At 53.0% G+C, this 18,154-nt stretch carries 16 protein-coding genes; 8 read left to right on the forward strand and 8 right to left on the reverse strand.

Annotation, left to right across the window (positions count from 1 at the left end; all coding sequences use genetic code 11):
* Nucleotides 1-12 precede the first annotated feature (12 nt).
* The 5 genes from murC (at nucleotide 13) to lpxC (ending at nucleotide 6,073) form a co-directional block, all read left to right on the forward strand.
* The gene (gene murC / locus P0Y67_RS04525) at nucleotides 13-1,470 is read left to right on the forward strand and encodes a UDP-N-acetylmuramate--L-alanine ligase (protein WP_342390909.1); all 1,458 of its coding nucleotides are present in this window, start codon (nucleotides 13-15) and stop codon (nucleotides 1,468-1,470) included.
* 299 nt (nucleotides 1,471-1,769) lie between these two features.
* On the forward strand, nucleotides 1,770-2,522 hold the full coding sequence (locus P0Y67_RS04530; protein ID WP_342390910.1) for a cell division protein FtsQ/DivIB: 753 nt from the start codon (nucleotides 1,770-1,772) through the stop codon (nucleotides 2,520-2,522).
* 26 nt (nucleotides 2,523-2,548) lie between these two features.
* Nucleotides 2,549-3,805, forward strand: coding sequence for a cell division protein FtsA (ftsA, locus tag P0Y67_RS04535; protein ID WP_027253673.1), 1,257 nt, complete (start codon nucleotides 2,549-2,551; stop codon nucleotides 3,803-3,805).
* 33 nt (nucleotides 3,806-3,838) lie between these two features.
* A complete protein-coding gene (ftsZ, locus tag P0Y67_RS04540; protein ID WP_027253672.1) occupies nucleotides 3,839-5,023 on the forward strand; it encodes a cell division protein FtsZ in 1,185 nt (394 codons plus the stop codon).
* 132 nt (nucleotides 5,024-5,155) lie between these two features.
* A complete protein-coding gene (gene lpxC / locus P0Y67_RS04545; protein ID WP_046220559.1) occupies nucleotides 5,156-6,073 on the forward strand; it encodes a UDP-3-O-acyl-N-acetylglucosamine deacetylase in 918 nt (305 codons plus the stop codon).
* Nucleotides 6,074-6,139: 66 nt separating this feature from the next.
* Here the strand turns inward: lpxC and P0Y67_RS04550 are convergent, their stop codons facing one another.
* Nucleotides 6,140-6,598: a DUF721 domain-containing protein gene (locus P0Y67_RS04550; protein WP_342390911.1), complete on the reverse strand. Its 459-nt coding sequence runs from the start codon at nucleotides 6,596-6,598 to the stop codon at nucleotides 6,140-6,142.
* 402 nt (nucleotides 6,599-7,000) lie between these two features.
* On the opposite strand from P0Y67_RS04550, the gene secA reads away from it, so the two are divergent.
* The gene (gene secA / locus P0Y67_RS04555; protein WP_342390912.1) at nucleotides 7,001-9,718 is read left to right on the forward strand and encodes a preprotein translocase subunit SecA; all 2,718 of its coding nucleotides are present in this window, start codon (nucleotides 7,001-7,003) and stop codon (nucleotides 9,716-9,718) included.
* Between the two features lie 118 nt (nucleotides 9,719-9,836).
* Nucleotides 9,837-10,235, forward strand: a complete 399-nt coding sequence (gene mutT, locus P0Y67_RS04560; protein WP_342390913.1) for an 8-oxo-dGTP diphosphatase MutT — start codon at nucleotides 9,837-9,839, stop codon at nucleotides 10,233-10,235.
* 37 nt (nucleotides 10,236-10,272) lie between these two features.
* On the opposite strand, the gene yacG is transcribed toward mutT, so the two are convergent.
* From yacG to P0Y67_RS04595, 7 genes are all read right to left on the reverse strand, one after another.
* Nucleotides 10,273-10,476: a DNA gyrase inhibitor YacG gene (yacG, locus tag P0Y67_RS04565; RefSeq protein ID WP_192015812.1), complete on the reverse strand. Its 204-nt coding sequence runs from the start codon at nucleotides 10,474-10,476 to the stop codon at nucleotides 10,273-10,275.
* 7 nt (nucleotides 10,477-10,483) lie between these two features.
* Nucleotides 10,484-11,248 (reverse strand): cell division protein ZapD, encoded by a 765-nt coding sequence (gene zapD, locus P0Y67_RS04570; RefSeq protein WP_342390914.1) that lies wholly within the window; start codon nucleotides 11,246-11,248, stop codon nucleotides 10,484-10,486.
* A 38-nt stretch (nucleotides 11,249-11,286) separates the two neighbouring features.
* The gene (coaE, locus tag P0Y67_RS04575; RefSeq protein WP_342390915.1) at nucleotides 11,287-11,898 is read right to left on the reverse strand and encodes a dephospho-CoA kinase; all 612 of its coding nucleotides are present in this window, start codon (nucleotides 11,896-11,898) and stop codon (nucleotides 11,287-11,289) included.
* Nucleotides 11,895-12,782, reverse strand: coding sequence for a prepilin peptidase (locus P0Y67_RS04580; RefSeq protein ID WP_342390916.1), 888 nt, complete (start codon nucleotides 12,780-12,782; stop codon nucleotides 11,895-11,897). The genes coaE and P0Y67_RS04580 overlap by 4 nt, the downstream gene beginning before the upstream one ends.
* Nucleotides 12,783-12,868: 86 nt before the next feature.
* Nucleotides 12,869-14,104 (reverse strand): type II secretion system F family protein, encoded by a 1,236-nt coding sequence (locus P0Y67_RS04585; RefSeq protein WP_342390917.1) that lies wholly within the window; start codon nucleotides 14,102-14,104, stop codon nucleotides 12,869-12,871.
* The gene (locus P0Y67_RS04590; protein WP_342390918.1) at nucleotides 14,104-15,804 is read right to left on the reverse strand and encodes a GspE/PulE family protein; all 1,701 of its coding nucleotides are present in this window, start codon (nucleotides 15,802-15,804) and stop codon (nucleotides 14,104-14,106) included. Before P0Y67_RS04590 ends, P0Y67_RS04585 begins: the two co-directional genes overlap by 1 nt.
* A gap of 1 nt (nucleotide 15,805) precedes the next feature.
* Nucleotides 15,806-16,297 (reverse strand): pilin, encoded by a 492-nt coding sequence (locus tag P0Y67_RS04595; RefSeq protein ID WP_342390919.1) that lies wholly within the window; start codon nucleotides 16,295-16,297, stop codon nucleotides 15,806-15,808.
* 421 nt (nucleotides 16,298-16,718) lie between these two features.
* Here P0Y67_RS04595 and glpT point away from each other — a divergent pair, with 421 nt between their 5' ends.
* On the forward strand, nucleotides 16,719-18,080 hold the full coding sequence (glpT, locus tag P0Y67_RS04600; protein WP_120513363.1) for a glycerol-3-phosphate transporter: 1,362 nt from the start codon (nucleotides 16,719-16,721) through the stop codon (nucleotides 18,078-18,080).
* Nucleotides 18,081-18,154: the final 74 nt, after the last annotated feature.

Below are 18,154 nucleotides of genomic sequence, written 5' to 3' on the forward strand. Positions count from 1 at the left end.
GAGAACAGAGTGATGAGTAAACTGGATAACCAGCAAATAGCCAAAATCAGAACCATGGTGCCAGAGATGCGCCGCGTTGAGCGTATTCACTTTGTTGGTATCGGCGGGGCCGGGATGAGTGGCATCGCCGAAGTCTTACTGAATGAAGGCTACCGTATCAGTGGCTCGGACATTACCCCGAACTCAGTGACTGAGCGTCTGGGCGAACGTGGTGCGGAGCTGTTTTTTGGTCACGCAAGCACCAATGTCGAAGGGGCCAGCGTGGTGGTGGCCTCGACCGCGATATCGGCGGAAAACCCTGAGCTGAAAGCTGCCCGTGAGCTGCGTATTCCCGTGGTTCGCCGTGCGGAAATGCTGGCCGAGCTGATGCGTTATCGCCATGGCATTGCGATTGCCGGCACCCACGGCAAGACAACCACGACAGCGCTGACTACTCAGATCTACTCCGAAGCCGGACTGGATCCGACCTTTGTCAATGGCGGCCTGGTAAAGAGCGCCGGTACCAATGCCCGTCTGGGCTCCAGCCGCTATCTGATTGCCGAAGCCGACGAGAGTGATGCCTCTTTTATTCACTTGCAGCCTATGGTGTGTGTGGTCACTAACATCGAAGCTGACCATATGGAAACCTATGGCGGTAACTTTGAAAACCTGAAGCAAACCTTTATTGATTTCCTTCATAACCTGCCGTTTTACGGGCTGGCCGTGATGTGTATTGATGATCCTGTGGTGCGGGAATTGCTGCCACGTGTGGGACGTCAGGTCATTACCTACGGGTTTGCCGAGGATGCCGATGTCCGGCTGGTGAACTATCGTCAGCAGGGCCAGCAAGGGCATTTCTCTATCCTGCGTAAAGGCAAGCCTGAGCTGACGGTCACACTCAATATTCCGGGCCAGCACAATGCCCTTAACGCCGCCGCGGCCGTTGCTGTGGCAACGGAAGAAGGCGTTGAGGATGACGCTATCCTGCGCGCGCTGGCTGAATTTGAAGGAACCGGCCGCCGTTTTGATCACCTGGGTGAATTTGACAGCGGCAACGGCAATGTGATGCTGGTGGATGACTATGGCCATCATCCGAGTGAGGTGGATGTCACCATTAAAGCCGCTCGTGCAGGCTGGCCGGGTAAACGTCTGGTGATGGTATTCCAGCCCCACCGTTATACCCGCACCCGCGATTTGTACGATGATTTTGCCAATGTGCTGGAACAGGTGGATGTACTGCTGATGCTGGATGTGTACAGCGCAGGTGAAGCGGCGATCCCCGGGGCTGACGGCCGTTCACTGTGCCGTACCATTCGCGGACGGGGTAAGCTCGATCCGATTTTTGTGCCCAACACAGCGGCATTACCGGGCGCTTTGGCCAATGTTATTCAAGAGAATGACCTTGTTCTGACGCAAGGTGCTGGTGACGTTGGTAAAATTGCCCGTCAGTTGGCCGCGATGGCGCTCAACGTGGATGAAATGAAGAAATAATGTGCCGGTATGACGGCTAAAGGCTAAAATCTGGATTATTTTGTGTCACTTTCTTGCACTTCTTCGCTAAGCTTGAAGAGAAAGCCAGAATAATCCTGCTTTTGCATGCACTTTGGTGTCTAAGCACAGGAAATTGCGAACAATGGTTGGAGAGCATCGAGTTGGTCGGTATAATCGGCCAGCTTTGTTGTCATATCCTGATTCTGGTGAAATTTTGTGGCTGGTAAGTCATCACTTGGCTTGTTTGGTCCATAAAATAACGGCAGACTGACATGATTCAGGAAATAAAGTGTTAAACCATGACAGAAACAGCCTTGAAACAGAGTAACTTGATTGGCGGTACTTTGTCCCAGTGGCGGGGATTAAGCTTTCTGGTGCTGGTCATCACCGCCATGGCCTGGTTGTTTGTCGCGGTAGTGCACTGGATGACAGATGCAAACCGATTGCCGTTATCCCAATTGATTATTCAGGGTGAGCTGCATCATCTGACCACAGATCAGGTCAGACAGGGCATTCTTGAAATGGGCTCACTGGGCAGTTTTATGCTCCAGGATGTGGACGAGCTTCAGCATGCCCTGGAGTCTTTGCCCTGGGTTGCCCAGGCATCGGTACGAAAGCAATGGCCGGATACCGTAAAAGTGTATCTGGTTGAGCATCAACCGGCTGCGATCTGGAATGACAAGTATCTGGTTAACCTGCAAGGGCAGGTGTTTCAGGCCCCGTCTTCCGATGTGTCGGGCGAGCCTATGGTAACGCTGGAAGGGCCGGATGGCAGCAGTGAGGAAATGCTCAAAACGTGGCGTGAAATGCAACCCGAGTTGCAGCGCGGCGGTTTAGAAATTGTTAGGCTGTCGTTGAATGAGCGGCGGTCATGGCGAATCTGGCTCAGCAATGGAATCCGGCTGGAATTGGGTCGGGAAGCCAGAATTGAGCGTATCAAACGGTTTTTATGGCTATACCCGGAGCTGGAACAGCAGGGTAAAGCTGTTGATTATGTTGACCTCCGCTACGACACAGGTGTTGCTGTTGGGTGGCAACAGAATAATGAATAAGTGGTTCAGGATAAGAGCGTGCGCTAATGACGAAGGCTACAGATAAAAAACTCATCGTTGGCCTTGATATCGGTACTTCCAAAGTATGCGCTTTGGTCGGCGAAGCATTACCTGACGGCCAGGTGAATGTCATTGGTGTGGGCAGCAGTCCGTCTAAAGGCATGGACAAAGGCGGCGTCAATGATCTGGAATCTGTCGTCAAATCTGTGCAAAGGGCGGTTGACCAGGCAGAATTAATGGCCGACTGCCAAATAGCCTCTGTTTATCTGTCGCTGTCTGGTAAACATATTCGTTGCCAGACTGAAAAAGGCATGGTGCCGATTTCTGATAAAGAAGTGACTCAGGATGACGTTGATAACGTCATTCATACTGCCAAGTCGGTGAAAATCAGCGATGAGCATCGCACTCTGCATGTGATTCCGCAAGAGTTCGCCATTGACTACCAGGAAGGTATCAAGAACCCTGTGGGTTTGTCAGGCGTCCGGATGGAGGCCAGCGTTCATATGATCACTTGCCATAATGATATGGCACGTAACATAGTGAAAGCCGTAGAGCGTTGCGGCCTGAAAGTGGATCAACTGATCTTCTCCGGGCTGGCTGCCAGTTATGCTGTGCTGACGGCAGATGAGCGTGAACTGGGTGTGTGCGTGATAGACATTGGTGGTGGCACCATGGACATGGCTGTCTGGACAGGTGGTGCATTGCGGCATGCGGAAGTGATTCCTTATGCAGGTAATGTGGTCACCAGCGATATCGCTTATGCCTTCGGCACACCGCCAGGTGATGCTGAGGAAATCAAAGTGAAGTACGGTTGTGCACTGAGCGAGCTGGTCAGCAAAGATGCCAAAGTCGACGTACCGAGTGTGGGAGGTCGGCCATCGCGCAGCCTGCAAAGCCAGACATTGGCCGAAGTCATTGAACCGAGATACAGCGAGTTGCTGGGTCTGGTGAACCAAAAGTTGGTGGAAATACAAGAACAATTGCGTAATACGGGTGTTAAACACCAGCTGGCCGCTGGGATAGTGTTAACCGGTGGAGCCTCACAGATGGAAGGGCTGGTCGAATGTGCCGAACGGGTATTCCGTAACCAGGTACGTTTGGGCCGACCGCTGGCATTGAGTGGTTTAACGGACTATGTCCAGGCCCCGCATTACGCGACAGCAGTAGGCTTACTGCATTACGGAAAGGACAGTCAGACATTTGAAGATGGTGAACTTGAACCAAAACGGTCCGTTGCTGGTCTGTTCACTAAAATTAGTGGTTGGCTAAGAAAAGAATTTTAAACCTGATGCGAACAGGAAGAACGGAGAGAACACATGTTTGAACCGATGATGGAATTGTCTGATGAAGCGGTAATTAAGGTCATTGGCGTTGGCGGTGGTGGTGGTAACGCTGTCGATCACATGGTTCGTGAATCGATCGAAGGCGTACACTTTATCAGTGTTAACACTGATGCGCAGGCTTTGCGCAAAAGTAACGTCGGCACAGTGATCCAGATTGGTGGTGATATCACCAAAGGTTTGGGCGCAGGCGCTAACCCTCAGGTTGGTCGTGATTCAGCCCTGGAAGATCGCGAAGCGATCAGGGAAGCATTAGAAGGTTCTGATATGGTCTTCATCGCTGCAGGCATGGGGGGCGGCACAGGTACTGGTGCGGCGCCTATCATTGCTGAAGTAGCGAAAGAGCTGGGCATTCTAACGGTTGCTGTTGTCACTAAGCCATTTAGCTTTGAGGGCAAAAAACGTTTGGCGTTTGCCGAACAGGGCATTGAAGAGCTGTCCAAACACGTTGATTCGTTGATTACGATTCCAAACGAGAAGCTGCTGAAAGTGCTGGGGCGTGGCATCACGCTGTTAGACGCTTTTGCAAAAGCCAACGACGTACTGAAAAACGCCGTTCAGGGTATTGCTGAGCTGATTACCCGTCCGGGTATGATCAACGTCGACTTTGCAGACGTACGTACTGTGATGTCCGAAATGGGTCATGCCATGATGGGGAGCGGTGTTGCGACAGGTGAAGACCGAGCGGAAGAAGCCGCAGAAATGGCGATTTCCAGCCCGCTGCTGGAAGACATCGATCTGGCGGGTGCCCGTGGTGTTCTGGTGAACATTACTGCCGGTCTGGATATGCGTCTGGACGAGTTTGAAACTGTCGGTAATACAGTGAAAGCCTTTGCTTCTGATAACGCAACCGTTGTTATCGGTACGTCTCTGGATCCGGACATGACCGATGAGCTGCGTGTGACAGTGGTGGCAACCGGTATTGGTAAAGAGTCTCGCCCGGATATTACTCTGGTCACCAGCTCAGCCAAGCCTGCAGCACAGGAAAAGCCTGTGATTCAGGAGAAGGAAGAACCGATTGCAGCTAAAACGCCGGCACAGCCCGCTGTCGCTGAGAAAAGTGTTCAGTCAGGGTCTGCCGCGACGGCCGCCAAGCCTAAGCAGCAAGCCGATCATGACTATCTGGATATACCAGCATTTTTGCGCAAGCAGGCAGACTAAGTTTACAGACAGACTAAGTTTAAAAAATTTGGGTTAGGTCACGTTTGGTGGTAATATGAGCGCCTGGCCGCCCTCAAGTTTGCAGATTGGTGGCCGATAAATTGTCATCAGTCAGTTGAGACGAGTAAGCAGATGATCAGACAACGTACACTAAAAAGCATCGTTAAAACGATTGGAGTGGGTTTGCATTCCGGACGTAAAGTGACGCTTATTCTGCGGCCTGCTGCCGCAAATACTGGTGTAATCTATCGTCGTACGGATCTAAATCCGCCGGTGGATTTCCCGGCTAATGCAGATTCTGTGCGAGATACTATGTTGTGCACCGCGCTGGTGAATGATCAGGGCGTACGCATCTCAACTGTTGAGCACCTGAATGCTGCCCTTGCTGGTATGGGTATTGATAACGTTATTGTGGAAGTGGACGCACCGGAAATTCCTATTATGGACGGTAGCGCCAGCCCCTTTATTTATCTGTTGCAATCTGCCGGCATTGAAACGCTGAATGCGCCTAAGCGTTTTCTGCGTTTGAAAAAAACTGTTCGCGTTGAAGATGGCGACAAGTGGGCGGAGCTGCGACCGTATAACGGTTTCCGTCTGGATTTCGCGATTGAATTTAATCATCCGGCGATTGATTCCGAGCAGCAGCGTCTGGTACTGGATTTCTCCAGCCAGTCGTTTGTGAAAGATATCAGCCGTGCCCGTACTTTCGGCTTTATGCGTGATATTGAATATCTGCAATCCCAGAACCTGTGTCTGGGTGGCAGCTTCGATAATGCGATTGTGCTTGATGATTATCGCATTCTGAACGATGAAGGTCTGCGTTTCGACAATGAGTTGGTGACGCACAAAGTACTCGACGCTATCGGCGACCTGTATATGTGTGGCCACAACATTATTGGTGAAATGGTGGCTTATAAATCCGGTCATGCCCTGAACAACAAGCTGCTGCGCGCAGTGCTGGCGGATCAGGAAGCCTTTGAATGGTCGACATTCCAGGACGAAGCTGAAGTACCGGTAACCTTTGCCCAGCCAGGCATGGTACTGGCGTGAAGCTAAGCAGTTAAAGAAAAAACGCCAGACCTTGTCTGGCGTTTTTTTTTTCACCTGTTGTACCGGTTACTGGTTGTTTTGTTTGGCGAGCGCGGCCAGTCGCTCCAGACGGGCTTTGATTTTAGCTGGCGCATCCTGAGCGGTTTCCAGCAGAGACTGTGCGGCTTTTTGTGAGATAGGCTTACGTTTCAGCACAGAGGTGCTGTTGGTTTTCACTGTCGTTGCCGCCAGAGCCGGATTGACACTGACCCTGATATCCTGAAGCTGAGGCAGCATATGTTCACGGAGCCTTTGCATCAGCTGGTTCCGTTCATAATTCAGCCGCATTGACCAGGCCGCCGATGCGACTTCAATCACTAAGATTCCTTGCCGGTAGTTGCTGACACGGCAGAGTTGCGCACAATTGAGATGCTGCTGTACCTGCACATTGAGCTTATGCAATGCCATGGCTCTTTGCTGGATATTGCCCAATGCCGTTTCATCATCCAGCAGGCTGGCCGTTGTTTGTGGGCGGTGATCTCTCATTTTGACGCCGTAAAAATGAATTTAATGAATGTAAAGAACGCACCGAACGGAGTGAGATCTAAGTTTTGCTATCTGGTCACTAAGTTATCGCCTAAATGATAGGCGGACCAGAGAATATTTTTTATCATAACAAATTAAGCAAGCGGCCTGCGCTTTTTCTGGCGTTGAGCTGCATGGTTCCAATTCGTAAAGCGTGATATTGTGCTTTGATTGCCCTTGAAATTTAGCAAGGGAAACACAATATCTCCATCACAGACATTTGTTTTCAACCCAGCTTGAAGTTAGCGAATAGTATTGGGAAGGACGGAGCATGGAAGGGCTTCGTTTTGATTGCAATTTATTGAGTACTCAGCCTGCGCTTGTGCTGGGATCTGACATCACCAAGAGTAAAACGGCATAGCCATGTTATCAAAACTACTGACTAAAGTTATCGGCAGCCGCAACGACCGTACCATTCGACGTTTGCGTAAAATTGTTGATGAGATCAACAAGCTAGAACCACAATTTGAAAGCCTGCAGGATGAAGAACTGAAGGCCAAGACGGCAGAGTTCCGTCAGCGTCTGGAGCAGGGAGAATCGCTGGACCAGCTGCTGCCTGAAGCGTTCGCAACCGTACGCGAAGCTTCTAAGCGTGTGTTTGGCATGCGTCATTTTGACGTGCAGCTTATCGGCGGCATGGTGCTCAATGACTGCCAAATTGCAGAAATGCGCACCGGTGAAGGTAAAACACTGACAGCCACCCTGCCGGCTTATCTTAACGCACTGACGGGCAAAGGCGTCCACATAGTGACAGTGAATGATTACCTGGCCAGCCGTGACGCAGAAACCAACCGGGCACTGTTTGAATTCCTGGGGATGACAGTAGGTGTGAACCTGTCTCAGATGCCGCCACCGATGAAAAAAGAAGCCTATGCGTGCGATATCCTGTACGGCACCAACAACGAGTTCGGCTTCGATTACTTGCGTGACAACATGGCTTTCCGACCGGAAGACCGAGTGCAGCGTGAACGCTTTTTTGCGGTTGTGGATGAAGTGGACTCCATCCTCATCGATGAAGCCCGTACCCCTCTGATTATTTCCGGTCCTGCTGAGGACAGCTCTGAGCTCTACACCCAGATCAACACACTGATCCCTGAGCTTGTCAAAGAGGACAAGGAAGACAGCGAAGAATACCGCGGTGAAGGCCACTACACGGTTGATGAGAAATCAAAGCAGGTTCACCTGACGGAAAATGGTCAGGAGTTTGTCGAAGAATTGCTCAAGCAACGCGAGTTGATGCAAGAAGATGACACCTTGTACTCACCCGCCAATATTTCTCTGCTGCACCATGTGAATGCCGCACTGCGTGCGCACGTGCTGTTTGAGCGTGATGTTGACTATATCGTCAAAGATAACGAAGTCATCATTGTTGACGAACACACGGGCCGTACCATGCCGGGCCGTCGCTGGTCTGAAGGTTTGCATCAGGCGGTGGAAGCCAAAGAAGGCGTGAAGATCCAGAATGAAAACCAGACGCTGGCCTCTATCACCTTCCAGAATTATTTCCGCCTGTATGAAAAACTGTCTGGTATGACGGGAACGGCGGATACCGAAGCTTTTGAATTCCAGAGCATTTATGGCCTGGAAACCGTGGTAGTGCCAACCAACAAACCTATGATCCGTGATGATATGGGTGATTTGGTTTACATGACCGAAAGAGAAAAATTTGCCGCCATCACCGAAGATATTCATGCCCGTGTGGCCAATGGCCAGCCAGTGCTGGTGGGTACGGTCTCGATTGAAAAGTCTGAGCTGCTTTCCAGCCAGCTGAAAAAAGCCGGTATTGCGCATCAGGTGCTGAATGCCAAATTCCACGAAAAAGAAGCGGATATCGTGGCTCAGGCAGGTAAACCTGGCTCGGTGACTATCGCGACCAATATGGCTGGTCGTGGTACAGATATCGTATTGGGTGGCAGCTGGCAGAGCGAAGTCGAAGCCCTGAAAGAGCCGACTGAGGAGCAAATTGCTGCTGTTAAGACGGCCTGGAAAGAGCGTCATGCCGCGGTGCTGAACTCGGGTGGTCTGCATATCATAGGCACAGAACGCCATGAATCGCGCCGGATCGACAACCAGTTGCGTGGCCGTGCCGGTCGTCAGGGGGATGCCGGTTCTTCACGTTTCTACCTGTCGATGGAAGATGGTCTGATGCGTATTTTCGCCTCAGACCGGGTGTCCGCGATGATGAAAAAGCTGGGCATGGAAGAAGGTGAAGCGATCGAACACCCTTGGGTGACCAAAGCCATCGAAAATGCGCAGCGCAAGGTTGAGGGCCGTAACTTCGATATCCGTAAGCAGTTGCTGGAATTTGATGATGTGGCGAACGACCAGCGTAAGGTGGTCTATGAGCTGCGTGATGAACTGATGCACGCCGATGATATCAGCGAAATGATTTCGCATAATCGCGAAGATGTGCTGAACAGCGTGATAGATACCTATATTCCGCCGCAGTCACTGGATGAAATGTGGGATATCCCTGGTCTGCAAGAGCGCCTGAAAGCAGATTTTGATTTGGATTTGCCGGTTCAGCAGTGGCTGGACAGTGATGATAAGTTGTATGAGGAAGCTTTGCGCGAGCGCATTGTTGCCGAAGCGGTCAGCGTGTACAACAGCAAAGAAGAAGCTGTTGGCGCCCCAGTACTGCGCAACTTTGAGAAAACCGTGATGCTGCAGAACCTGGATACACTCTGGAAAGAGCATCTGGCGGCGATGGATCATCTGCGTCAGGGGATTCACCTGCGCGGTTACGCTCAGAAGAATCCGAAACAGGAATATAAGCGCGAGTCGTTTGAACTGTTCCAGGGCATGCTTGAAAACCTTAAAACCGACGTCGTGGCTATCCTGAGCAAGGTACGGGTGCAGCAGCAGGATGAGGTGGAACGTGTTGAAGCTGAACGCCAGCGCATGGCCGAAGAAATGGCCCGTCGCCAGCAATTCAACCATCAGGAAGCAGCCAGTGCTGTGGCCGAAACCAGTCAGGGCGGAGAAGATTTCTCGACCGGTGAGCGTAAGGTTGGCCGCAACGAGCCGTGCCCTTGCGGTTCCGGTAAGAAATACAAACAATGCCATGGCCGAATTAGCTGATTTGGCATGGTAATTTTTCAAAGGCCGCGAATGCGGCCTTTGTTTTTTTCTGTCAAAGGTTAAAATCAGTCAGGTGCTCTGCTGACAGAGCGAAATAGTATTTGAACAGGTAAGCAGCGTGAATAAAAAACGAGTCTGGATATCGGCGGGCATTATCCTGAACCGCCAGCAGGATAAAGTATTCATTACCCGTCGTGCCGAAACGGTCCATAAAGGCGGCTTCTGGGAATTTGCCGGCGGTAAGGTAGAGCTGGGAGAAACGGCAGAGCAAGCGGTTATTCGTGAGCTGAACGAAGAAGTGGGGATCACAGCCACCGAGCTGGAGCACTTTATTGAGTTAGAACATGACTATCCGGAAAAAGCCTTAAAGTTCGATTTTTTCCTGATCAAAGCCTTCGATGGCGAAGCGTACGGCCGTGAGGGGCAACCCGGCCAATGGGTGACACTGGATGCGCTGCGGGAATTCACTTTCCCCGAGGCCAACTATCCGGTCATTGATAAGCTGCTGGCCCGATAAACCAGCAGGCTTGATAGCGGGTTGTTGACCCGCTATGTTACGCGTTATCTTCTGACCAGCCGTCTGAGTCTGACATGTCAGGGGCACCGGGTATGGCTTTTTCTTCTGCTGCCCATTCCCCTAAATCGATGAGCTGGCAACGTTTGGAGCAAAAAGGCCGGTACGGACTGACTTCTCCCCATACAACGTCGGCCTGGCAGGTAGGGCATTGGACTATCGTGGGTGTTCTTTGTTGCGACACGGGAACCTCAGCAAATCGCTAGTGTGAATTCAATTCTTTCGCTAACCGGATTATTCGTCGTGCTCTGCCCCTCATCAAAGGGCATGAATCGGATGGCAAACCGGCTACGGTGACCGGATATCATAGGGTAAACCCCATAGCTGGGGCAAATTTGCAATCGTAACAGGCTGGCATTTTCCGCATCATGCTGGAAAAAACCGTTGCGGGCTATCTGGGGTTTAAAGTGGCCGGATTCCCTGGTGACTCTCAGCCATAGCTGAATCGCCTGCGCCATTGGCTTGAGTTGATCTAACCAGTACGCCATATCGGCCTGTTTGCCGTCCTGCGACAGGTGTAACCAGTGATGCAGGCTGGGCAAATCGAAACAGCAGCTGCCGCCGGGCAGCGAGAAGCGCTGTTTGATCCCGGCCAGGAAGCGATCTTCACGTAAGATCTGGCCCAGACGCGGCGCTGTGATCAGGTTGTGGTGGATGGACGCCATTTGATCCAACAGCGACAGCACGGCGCTTTGATCCACACCGTCGACATCCAGCCAGAGCTTGAGCTGGGATTGCTGCTTGTCCAGATCTTTGGCCAGCTCACTTTTCACCTGGATCTGATCAAGAATATCCAGCACATCAAACAAAGCACGGAAAAAGAGCTGATAGTGCCAGGGATCTTCCGATTCACTGGTGTGATTCATTTGGAGCAATAAATACTCCAGTCGCAGGTAAATACGGACTTTTTCGTTTAACGGGTGTTCAAAACGGGTTGTCTGCCGGTTAGTCTGCATAGTGCGGGCCTGTTATTCATCTCTTGATCAGCGCTGTATCAATTGCGATCAGCCTGCTCACTCAGGAGCAGATATTGCTGATGCAGCCGGGCAACTTCACCGCGTAACTGGTGGCTGTCACCATTGTTATCAATCACATCGTCAGCCGCCGCAAGCCGTTGCTCCCGGGTGGCCTGGGCCGCCAGAATTTTACGGACCTGATCGTCGTTGACCTTATCTCGAACCGTGGTACGGGCTATCTGTATGTCTTCCCGAACATCAATCACCAGCACTCTGTCGGTCATGGCTTGCAGCTGATTCTCCACCATTAAGGGTACAACTAACAGGCAATAAGGCGAGGTGGCTTTATTGATATCCTGTTTCATTTGCTGGCGAATCATGGGATGCAGCAGGCTATCCAGCCAGGCTTTTAACGCTGGCTCATTAAAGATAGCCTCTCTGAGTTTACTGCGATTGAGCTGGCCATCTGTCAGCAGGATGTCATTCCCGAGGCGTTCAGCAATGGCTTTCAGGCCTGCTGAGCCTGGTGCCACGACGTCTCTTGCAATCAGATCGGCATCAATAATATCAATGCCATAGTTGGCAAACAGGTTAGCCACTGTGGTTTTACCGCTGCCAATGCCGCCCGTCAGGCCGACTACCAAAGTCATAATGGATATCCTAAATATGTTCCTACATACCAGCTAAGAACGGGGGCTCCCCAAAGCAGGGCGATCCACCCGGCCAGAGCAAGATAAGGACCGAATGAAAACGGTGTCTGCATACCCGCTTGACTGTCACTGTGTTGCATACGCAGTAAAATGATGCCACAGATAGCGCCGAGCAAGGAAGAGAGCAGGACAATAAAAGGCAGCAACTGCCATCCGGCCCAGGCTCCCAGTGCGGCCAGGAGTTTGAAATCGCCGTAACCCATGCCTTCCTTGCCGGTGAGCAGCTTGAATATCCAGTACAGGCTCCAGAGCGACAGGTAACCGACCATGGCTCCAATCACGGCAGATTCCAGACTGACCGGGCTGACATCCAGCAGGGCCAGCAGCAAGCCTGCCCACATCAGGGGCAGAGTGAGCTGATCCGGCAGCAGCATTTTATCGATATCAATGAAAGTCAGAGCTATCAGGGCACAACCGGCGCCAATCACTGCCAGGCTCCAGGCCGAGAATGGCAACACCAGTGCGGCGGCCAGCGCCGTGAGTGCCGTCAGAAGCTCGATGGCCGGATACCGGGCACTGATTTTTGTTTTGCAGTGGCTGCACCGGCCACGGAGCAAGACCCAGCTAACAACAGGAATGTTTTCCCAGGCGCGGATCTTATGCTGGCAGTGCGGACAGCTGGAAGCCGGTACACTGAGATTAAAAACGGGCTGAGGGCCAATTTCTGCATGTTCCGAAAAACACTCGGCGCAATCTGCGCGCCACTGTCTTTCCATCATGACAGGCAGGCGCAGGATGACCACATTCAGAAAGCTGCCGGCAATCAGGCCGAAAATAGCGGCTGCCAGAGGGTAAAGCCAGGGATAGTAGGTCAGTAACGCCATGAGATTACTCATTTTCCATCAAGATATCCGAAGAACCGTTATTTTAGCCTGATTTTGCCGTCAGTAGCGAGCCGCAGGCAAATAACTCAGCCAACGGCTTTCATCAGATCAAACACGGGCAAGTACATGGCCAGCAGCAAGGTGCCGATAATGATCCCTATGACAAGTATCAGCACAGGCTCGAGCAGGGTTGTCAGCGTTTTCAGTTGCTGTGACAGTGCGTTGTCATAATAAGCCGCCAGCTCGAACAGCAGGGCGTCAATTTTCCCGGTTTCTTCACCGACCATGATGAGCTGTATCAGGCGCTCCGGAATGAGGGTGCGCTGTGTGCCCATCCCTTGCCGGATCGCAGAGTGGAGCGGGTGCCCGCCGGCGACCAGCCGGGCAGCCTGACGGTAGGTGTGTTCCAGCACTTTGTTGCCGCAGGTACTCGCGGCAAGATTCAGCCCGTCCAGCAAAGGGACGCCGGCCTGAAAAGTGGTGCCCAGTGTGCGGGTGAAGCGCGCTTGCGCTGCCAGTTGCAAACAGGTGCCTGCGAGCGGCAACAGCAGCGCCGCGCGGTGAAAACGGTATTGCCAGTGCAGGCTGCGACGATACTGCCAGCGGCAGAGCCCGGTCATCAGGGCCACACAGGCTATGAGCGGCAGGCCATAGCGGCCGGCGCAGTCCGACAGCGTCAGCACAGTCTGGGTCAGCCAGGGGAGCTGGTGGCCCATGGTGGCAAACAATCCGGCAAATTGCGGAATGATCCACACCAGCATCAGGGCAGTCACCGCCATGGCCACCACACAAACCGCAGCAGGGTAGAGCAGGGTATGGAACAGGGTACGCTGCAGCTGATGATACTGTTCGCGGTACGAGGCAATCTGTTCGAGAATTTGCGGCAGTTGCCCGGCGAACTCACCGGCTTTGAGCAGGCTGGTGACTATGGCGTCGCAACAGGGCATGTGGCGGGCAACGGCTTCAGAGAGCGGAGTGCCGGATGTGACCTGCTGCTGAATACGGTTCAGTATGGCGGCAGCTTCCATCCGGCTCTGCTCTTTGGTCAGAATGGCCAGTGCTGCGCTCAGCGGCAGAGAAGCACTCAGTAAGCTGGCCAGCTGCCGGAACATGTTGGTCAGATCCTGCTGGCGGAAACGATGACGGCGATAGGTTAGCCAGCCGGGTCTGATGCGGCGGATAGACTGAGGTGTAATCGATTGAATGCGAAGGGAGTCCTCGATCTCGCCGGGCTGGAAAGCGACACGCACGCCGCTGGCGCTGCGGCCATTGTTGTGGCGTCCTCGCCACCGAAAGTAGCCTAATCGTTCAGCCGGCACCATCAGGCACTCCCGGCATCCGGCTGCAGACTGTCACAGGCCAGCACCCGCTGCAGCTCGCTCAGGCTGGTGATCCCCTGGCAGAGCAAGCGGATCCCGGCTTGTTCCAGAGACAAGCCTTCAGCCCGCTCAGTCATAAAATCACAGAGCGCGGTTTCGCTTAACGGGTTTGTCTGACTGGCTGTGCAGGAGACCAGTTCAAAAATCCCGGTTCTGCCCAGGTAACCCTGATTACAGTGTTCACACCCCTGAGGATTGGCGGCGAACACAGGCGTTGAGGCATCTATGGCCAGTTTTTGGCGCTGACTGGCCGCTAAGTCACTCTTTTGTTTGCAGTGCGGGCACAGGCAGCGCACCAGCCGCTGGGCGATGATCAGACTGAGGGAGGCGCTGAGCTCATAAGGCGCGATCCCCAGATGTTGTAATCGGTTCAGGGTATCGGCCGCGGAGTTGGTGTGCAGGGTGGACAGAACCAGATGGCCGGTCTGCGCGGCACGTACCGCCATGGTTGCAGTTTCCTGATCCCGGATCTCACCTATCATGATCACATCGGGATCCTGGCGCAGAAAAGTGCGCAGTGCTGTGGCAAAATCCAGCCCGATGGCGGGGTGAATGTGAAGCTGGTTAATGCCGGGTAATTGAATCTCAACCGGATCTTCCGCGGTACAAATGTTGCGGTGTTCTTGGTTCAGTAAGCTCAGGGCGGCATACAGCGACAGTGTTTTTCCGCTGCCGGTCGGGCCGGTCACCAGGATCAGGCCCTGCGGCTTAGTCAGTGCCTGCTCAAAGACATTACGCTGGCCGTCGGTATACCCCAGCCTGTGCAGCGCCAGCGGAATATGGTTGCTGTCAAGTAAGCGCAAGACGACTTTTTCTCCCCACTGCGCAGGCAGCGTCGAGACCCGCATATCTACGGTCAGATCTTGGTTGAGCGGCAGCCTGAAGCGGCCATCCTGCGGCAGGCGGCGTTCTGCAATGTTGAGTCTGGCCAGTATTTTGAGCCTGGCGGCCAGCCGGGCAGCCAAATCCGAAGGGGGAGTGGCATGAATCAGGAGCAGGCCATCGCAGCGAAACCGGATCCGGCACTGTTTCTCTAACGGCTCGATGTGAATATCAGAGGCCTGCCGCCGTACCGCATCCAGCAGCAGATGGTTGAGATATCGGCTGACCGGGGCGTCGTCGTTGTCGGCTGCTTGTTCGCTCGGCGGAACCTGGGCGGTGGAGAGCTGCGCTATCTCATTGTCGTTGAGGCTGGCTGTGTGCAGCGTACTGGTGATCGGATCACCGTAAATTCGCCTGATGGCGTTTTCCAGCTGCCTGAGCGGCAAAATTACCGGTGAAATCTGATAGCCGGAGGCAAAGCGGCATTCGTCCTGACTGCGGGTGTCAAAGGGGTTGGCGATCCCTAAGGTGAGCACATCCTTGTCCAGTGCGAGGGGAAGCACGCTGTGTCTTTCTATCAGGGGTCTGAGGCTCAGCTTTTTACAGACCGACTGGTAATCGTAATGGTGGACATCGTCCATGGGCAGTGCAGCAAGATGGGCCAGCTGTTTGGCCAGATCCCAGTCGCTGAACACCCCAGAGCTGACGATGGCCGCGATATCGTTCAGGTGATGATGGCGCATTTCGGCCAGTATCCGATCGGCTTCAGCCGGATTGATGAGGCTGGATTGCAGTAAAGTGTTGACCAGGGCGCTGCTCATCTTATTGCCCCGGACAAAATTGCGACTGGTTATCACCGCTGCAGAGTGTGCGCCAGACAATGCCGTGGGCGTTGCTCTGAGGCTGCAGCCGGATTTGCGCATTCGCTGGCAGGCTGCCTTTGCGCTGTCCTTCCGGAATATGCGCCACTATGGCTGCGCCGTCAGTAATGGTTGGTGTGGTCCCAGACAGGCTTGCCGTCACCGTTGAGTAAATTTCAAAACTGTCGCCATTGCTTTTGCTGAAGAGCTGTTTGGCGGGTACACCGTTACTGCCGCTTTGACAGTCGATCAGCTGAGCGGTACCTGATGTTTGCCCTGTCATCAGGCACAAACTGACCGCGGTTTTCATCGCCGAGGAAGCATGCAGCATTTCAGTCGCATGGGCACGCTGGGTGTATCCCTGATAAGCCGGCATGGCAAACGCCGCCAGTATGCTGATGATAGCCACCACTATCATCAATTCAATCAATGTAAATCCACTGTGCCTGGTCATTATGCTATCCACCTGAAGAACCTGTGCGAATGAAAATAAGTCATGCTATTCATATGGATAGCAATGCGTTTTGGTTTCTCGGTGCTATTCACCCCTCTGGCTGTAACAACCAGGACTTACAGTCGGTGGCTGGAGGCTGCTCGAAGAAACGGCGTCGGGCCGGCGGCAGTAAGGGCGGGATTGACATTCATCGGGCTGATTTGCTCGAATGTGCTCACGGTGTTGGATGGGCATGAATGCCGCACAATTGCAGTAAGCTACTTAAAAACCACTATTTTTGTTGGGTATCTATCAAGACAATACTCAGATCACAGATAACAAATGAGCATAAACGAAAACATTTACTTTCATCAATTTGATGAATACGCTCACTCGCTCATAAAAACCATCGCAATAATCATAACAACGAGGTTCCCTCTGAATGTTTGGAATTTTTACCCCCAAAGCGCATCAACCCCTGCTGCCGGCAGACAAGGTTGACAGCACCTACAAACGGCTGCGGTGGCAGCTTTTTATTGGAATTTTTTTCGGGTATGCAGGTTATTACCTGGTACGTAAGAATTTCAGTCTGGCGATGCCATACCTGATTGAGCAGGGCTTTAGCCGTGGTGATCTGGGTGTCGCGCTGGCCGCTGTCTCTATTTCCTATGGCCTGTCGAAGTTTCTGATGGGCAGCGTGTCTGACCGCTCCGATCCGCGCTATTTCTTAAGTGCCGGCCTGCTGATGTCGTCGCTGGTGATGTTCTGCTTCGGGTTCATGCCCTGGGCGACGAGCAGTATTACCGCCATGTTTATCCTGCTGTTCCTGAACGGCTGGTTCCAGGGTATGGGCTGGCCTGCGTGTGGCCGGACTATGGTGCACTGGTGGTCCCGTAAAGAGCGGGGCGAAATTGTCTCGGTCTGGAATGTGGCTCATAACGTGGGCGGTGGCTTGATTGGCCCGCTGTTTCTGCTCGGTCTGTGGGCGTTCCAGGATGACTGGCGCGCGGCCTTTTATGTGCCTGCCTTTTTTGCCGCTCTGGTTGCCGTTTTCATCTGGCTGACGGTGCGTGATACGCCGCAGTCTTGCGGCCTGCCGGCAATTGAAGAATACAAAAACGATTACCCGGACGATTACGACAAGTCTCATGAAAATGAGATGTCGGCCAAAGAGATTTTCTTCAAGTACGTATTCTCCAACAAGCTGTTGTGGTCTATTGCGATTGCCAACGCCTTTGTGTACCTGATCCGTTACGGCGTACTCGACTGGGCACCTGTGTATTTGAAAGAAGCCAAGGAATTCACTGTGGATAAATCATCCTGGGCGTATTTCCTGTATGAGTGGGCCGGTATTCCGGGCACGCTGCTGTGCGGCTGGATCTCTGACAAACTGTTCAAAGGGCGCCGTGCGCCGGCAGGGATTCTGTTCATGGTGCTGGTTACACTGGCCGTGCTGGTTTACTGGTTCAACCCGGCAGGCAATCCAACCGTTGATATGCTGGCACTGATTGCGATCGGTTTCCTGATTTATGGTCCTGTGATGCTGATTGGTCTGTATGCGCTTGAACTGGCGCCGAAAAAAGCGGCGGGCACGGCGGCGGGTCTGACCGGTCTGTTTGGCTACCTGGGTGGCGCCGTCGCGGCGAATGCGGTGCTGGGTTACACAGTGGATCACTTCGGCTGGGATGGCGGTTTCATCGTGCTGGTGGGCTCTTGTATCGCGTCGATCATCTTCCTGATGTATGCCTTTGTCGGTGAGCGCGCGCACCATAAACAAAAAGCACGCGAACAAGCACTTGCTTAAATTCATGCTTTAATCTTTATATTATTCAGGCCGTTTCATAACTGTGACGGCCTGACTCTTTTCGGGTGTCTATG

It is taken from the genome of Photobacterium sp. SP02 (assembly GCF_038519165.1).
GTDB lineage: Bacteria > Pseudomonadota > Gammaproteobacteria > Enterobacterales > Vibrionaceae > Photobacterium > Photobacterium halotolerans.

Excerpts from the sequence above, each read along its gene's own strand:
- murC (WP_342390909.1), top strand. The coding sequence starts at position 13 with ATGAGTAAACTGGATAACCAGCAAATAGCCAAAATCAGAACCATGGTG.
- P0Y67_RS04530 (WP_342390910.1), top strand. The coding sequence starts at position 1,770 with ATGACAGAAACAGCCTTGAAACAGAGTAACTTGATTGGCGGTACTTTG.
- ftsA (WP_027253673.1), top strand. The coding sequence starts at position 2,549 with ATGACGAAGGCTACAGATAAAAAACTCATCGTTGGCCTTGATATCGGT.
- ftsZ (WP_027253672.1), top strand. The coding sequence starts at position 3,839 with ATGTTTGAACCGATGATGGAATTGTCTGATGAAGCGGTAATTAAGGTC.
- lpxC (WP_046220559.1), top strand. The coding sequence starts at position 5,156 with ATGATCAGACAACGTACACTAAAAAGCATCGTTAAAACGATTGGAGTG.
- P0Y67_RS04550 (WP_342390911.1), bottom strand. The coding sequence starts at position 6,598 with ATGAGAGATCACCGCCCACAAACAACGGCCAGCCTGCTGGATGATGAA.
- secA (WP_342390912.1), top strand. The coding sequence starts at position 7,001 with ATGTTATCAAAACTACTGACTAAAGTTATCGGCAGCCGCAACGACCGT.
- zapD (WP_342390914.1), bottom strand. The coding sequence starts at position 11,248 with ATGCAGACTAACCGGCAGACAACCCGTTTTGAACACCCGTTAAACGAA.
- coaE (WP_342390915.1), bottom strand. The coding sequence starts at position 11,898 with ATGACTTTGGTAGTCGGCCTGACGGGCGGCATTGGCAGCGGTAAAACC.
- P0Y67_RS04580 (WP_342390916.1), bottom strand. The coding sequence starts at position 12,782 with ATGGCGTTACTGACCTACTATCCCTGGCTTTACCCTCTGGCAGCCGCT.
- P0Y67_RS04585 (WP_342390917.1), bottom strand. The coding sequence starts at position 14,104 with ATGGTGCCGGCTGAACGATTAGGCTACTTTCGGTGGCGAGGACGCCAC.
- P0Y67_RS04590 (WP_342390918.1), bottom strand. The coding sequence starts at position 15,804 with ATGAGCAGCGCCCTGGTCAACACTTTACTGCAATCCAGCCTCATCAAT.
- P0Y67_RS04595 (WP_342390919.1), bottom strand. The coding sequence starts at position 16,297 with ATGACCAGGCACAGTGGATTTACATTGATTGAATTGATGATAGTGGTG.
- glpT (WP_120513363.1), top strand. The coding sequence starts at position 16,719 with ATGTTTGGAATTTTTACCCCCAAAGCGCATCAACCCCTGCTGCCGGCA.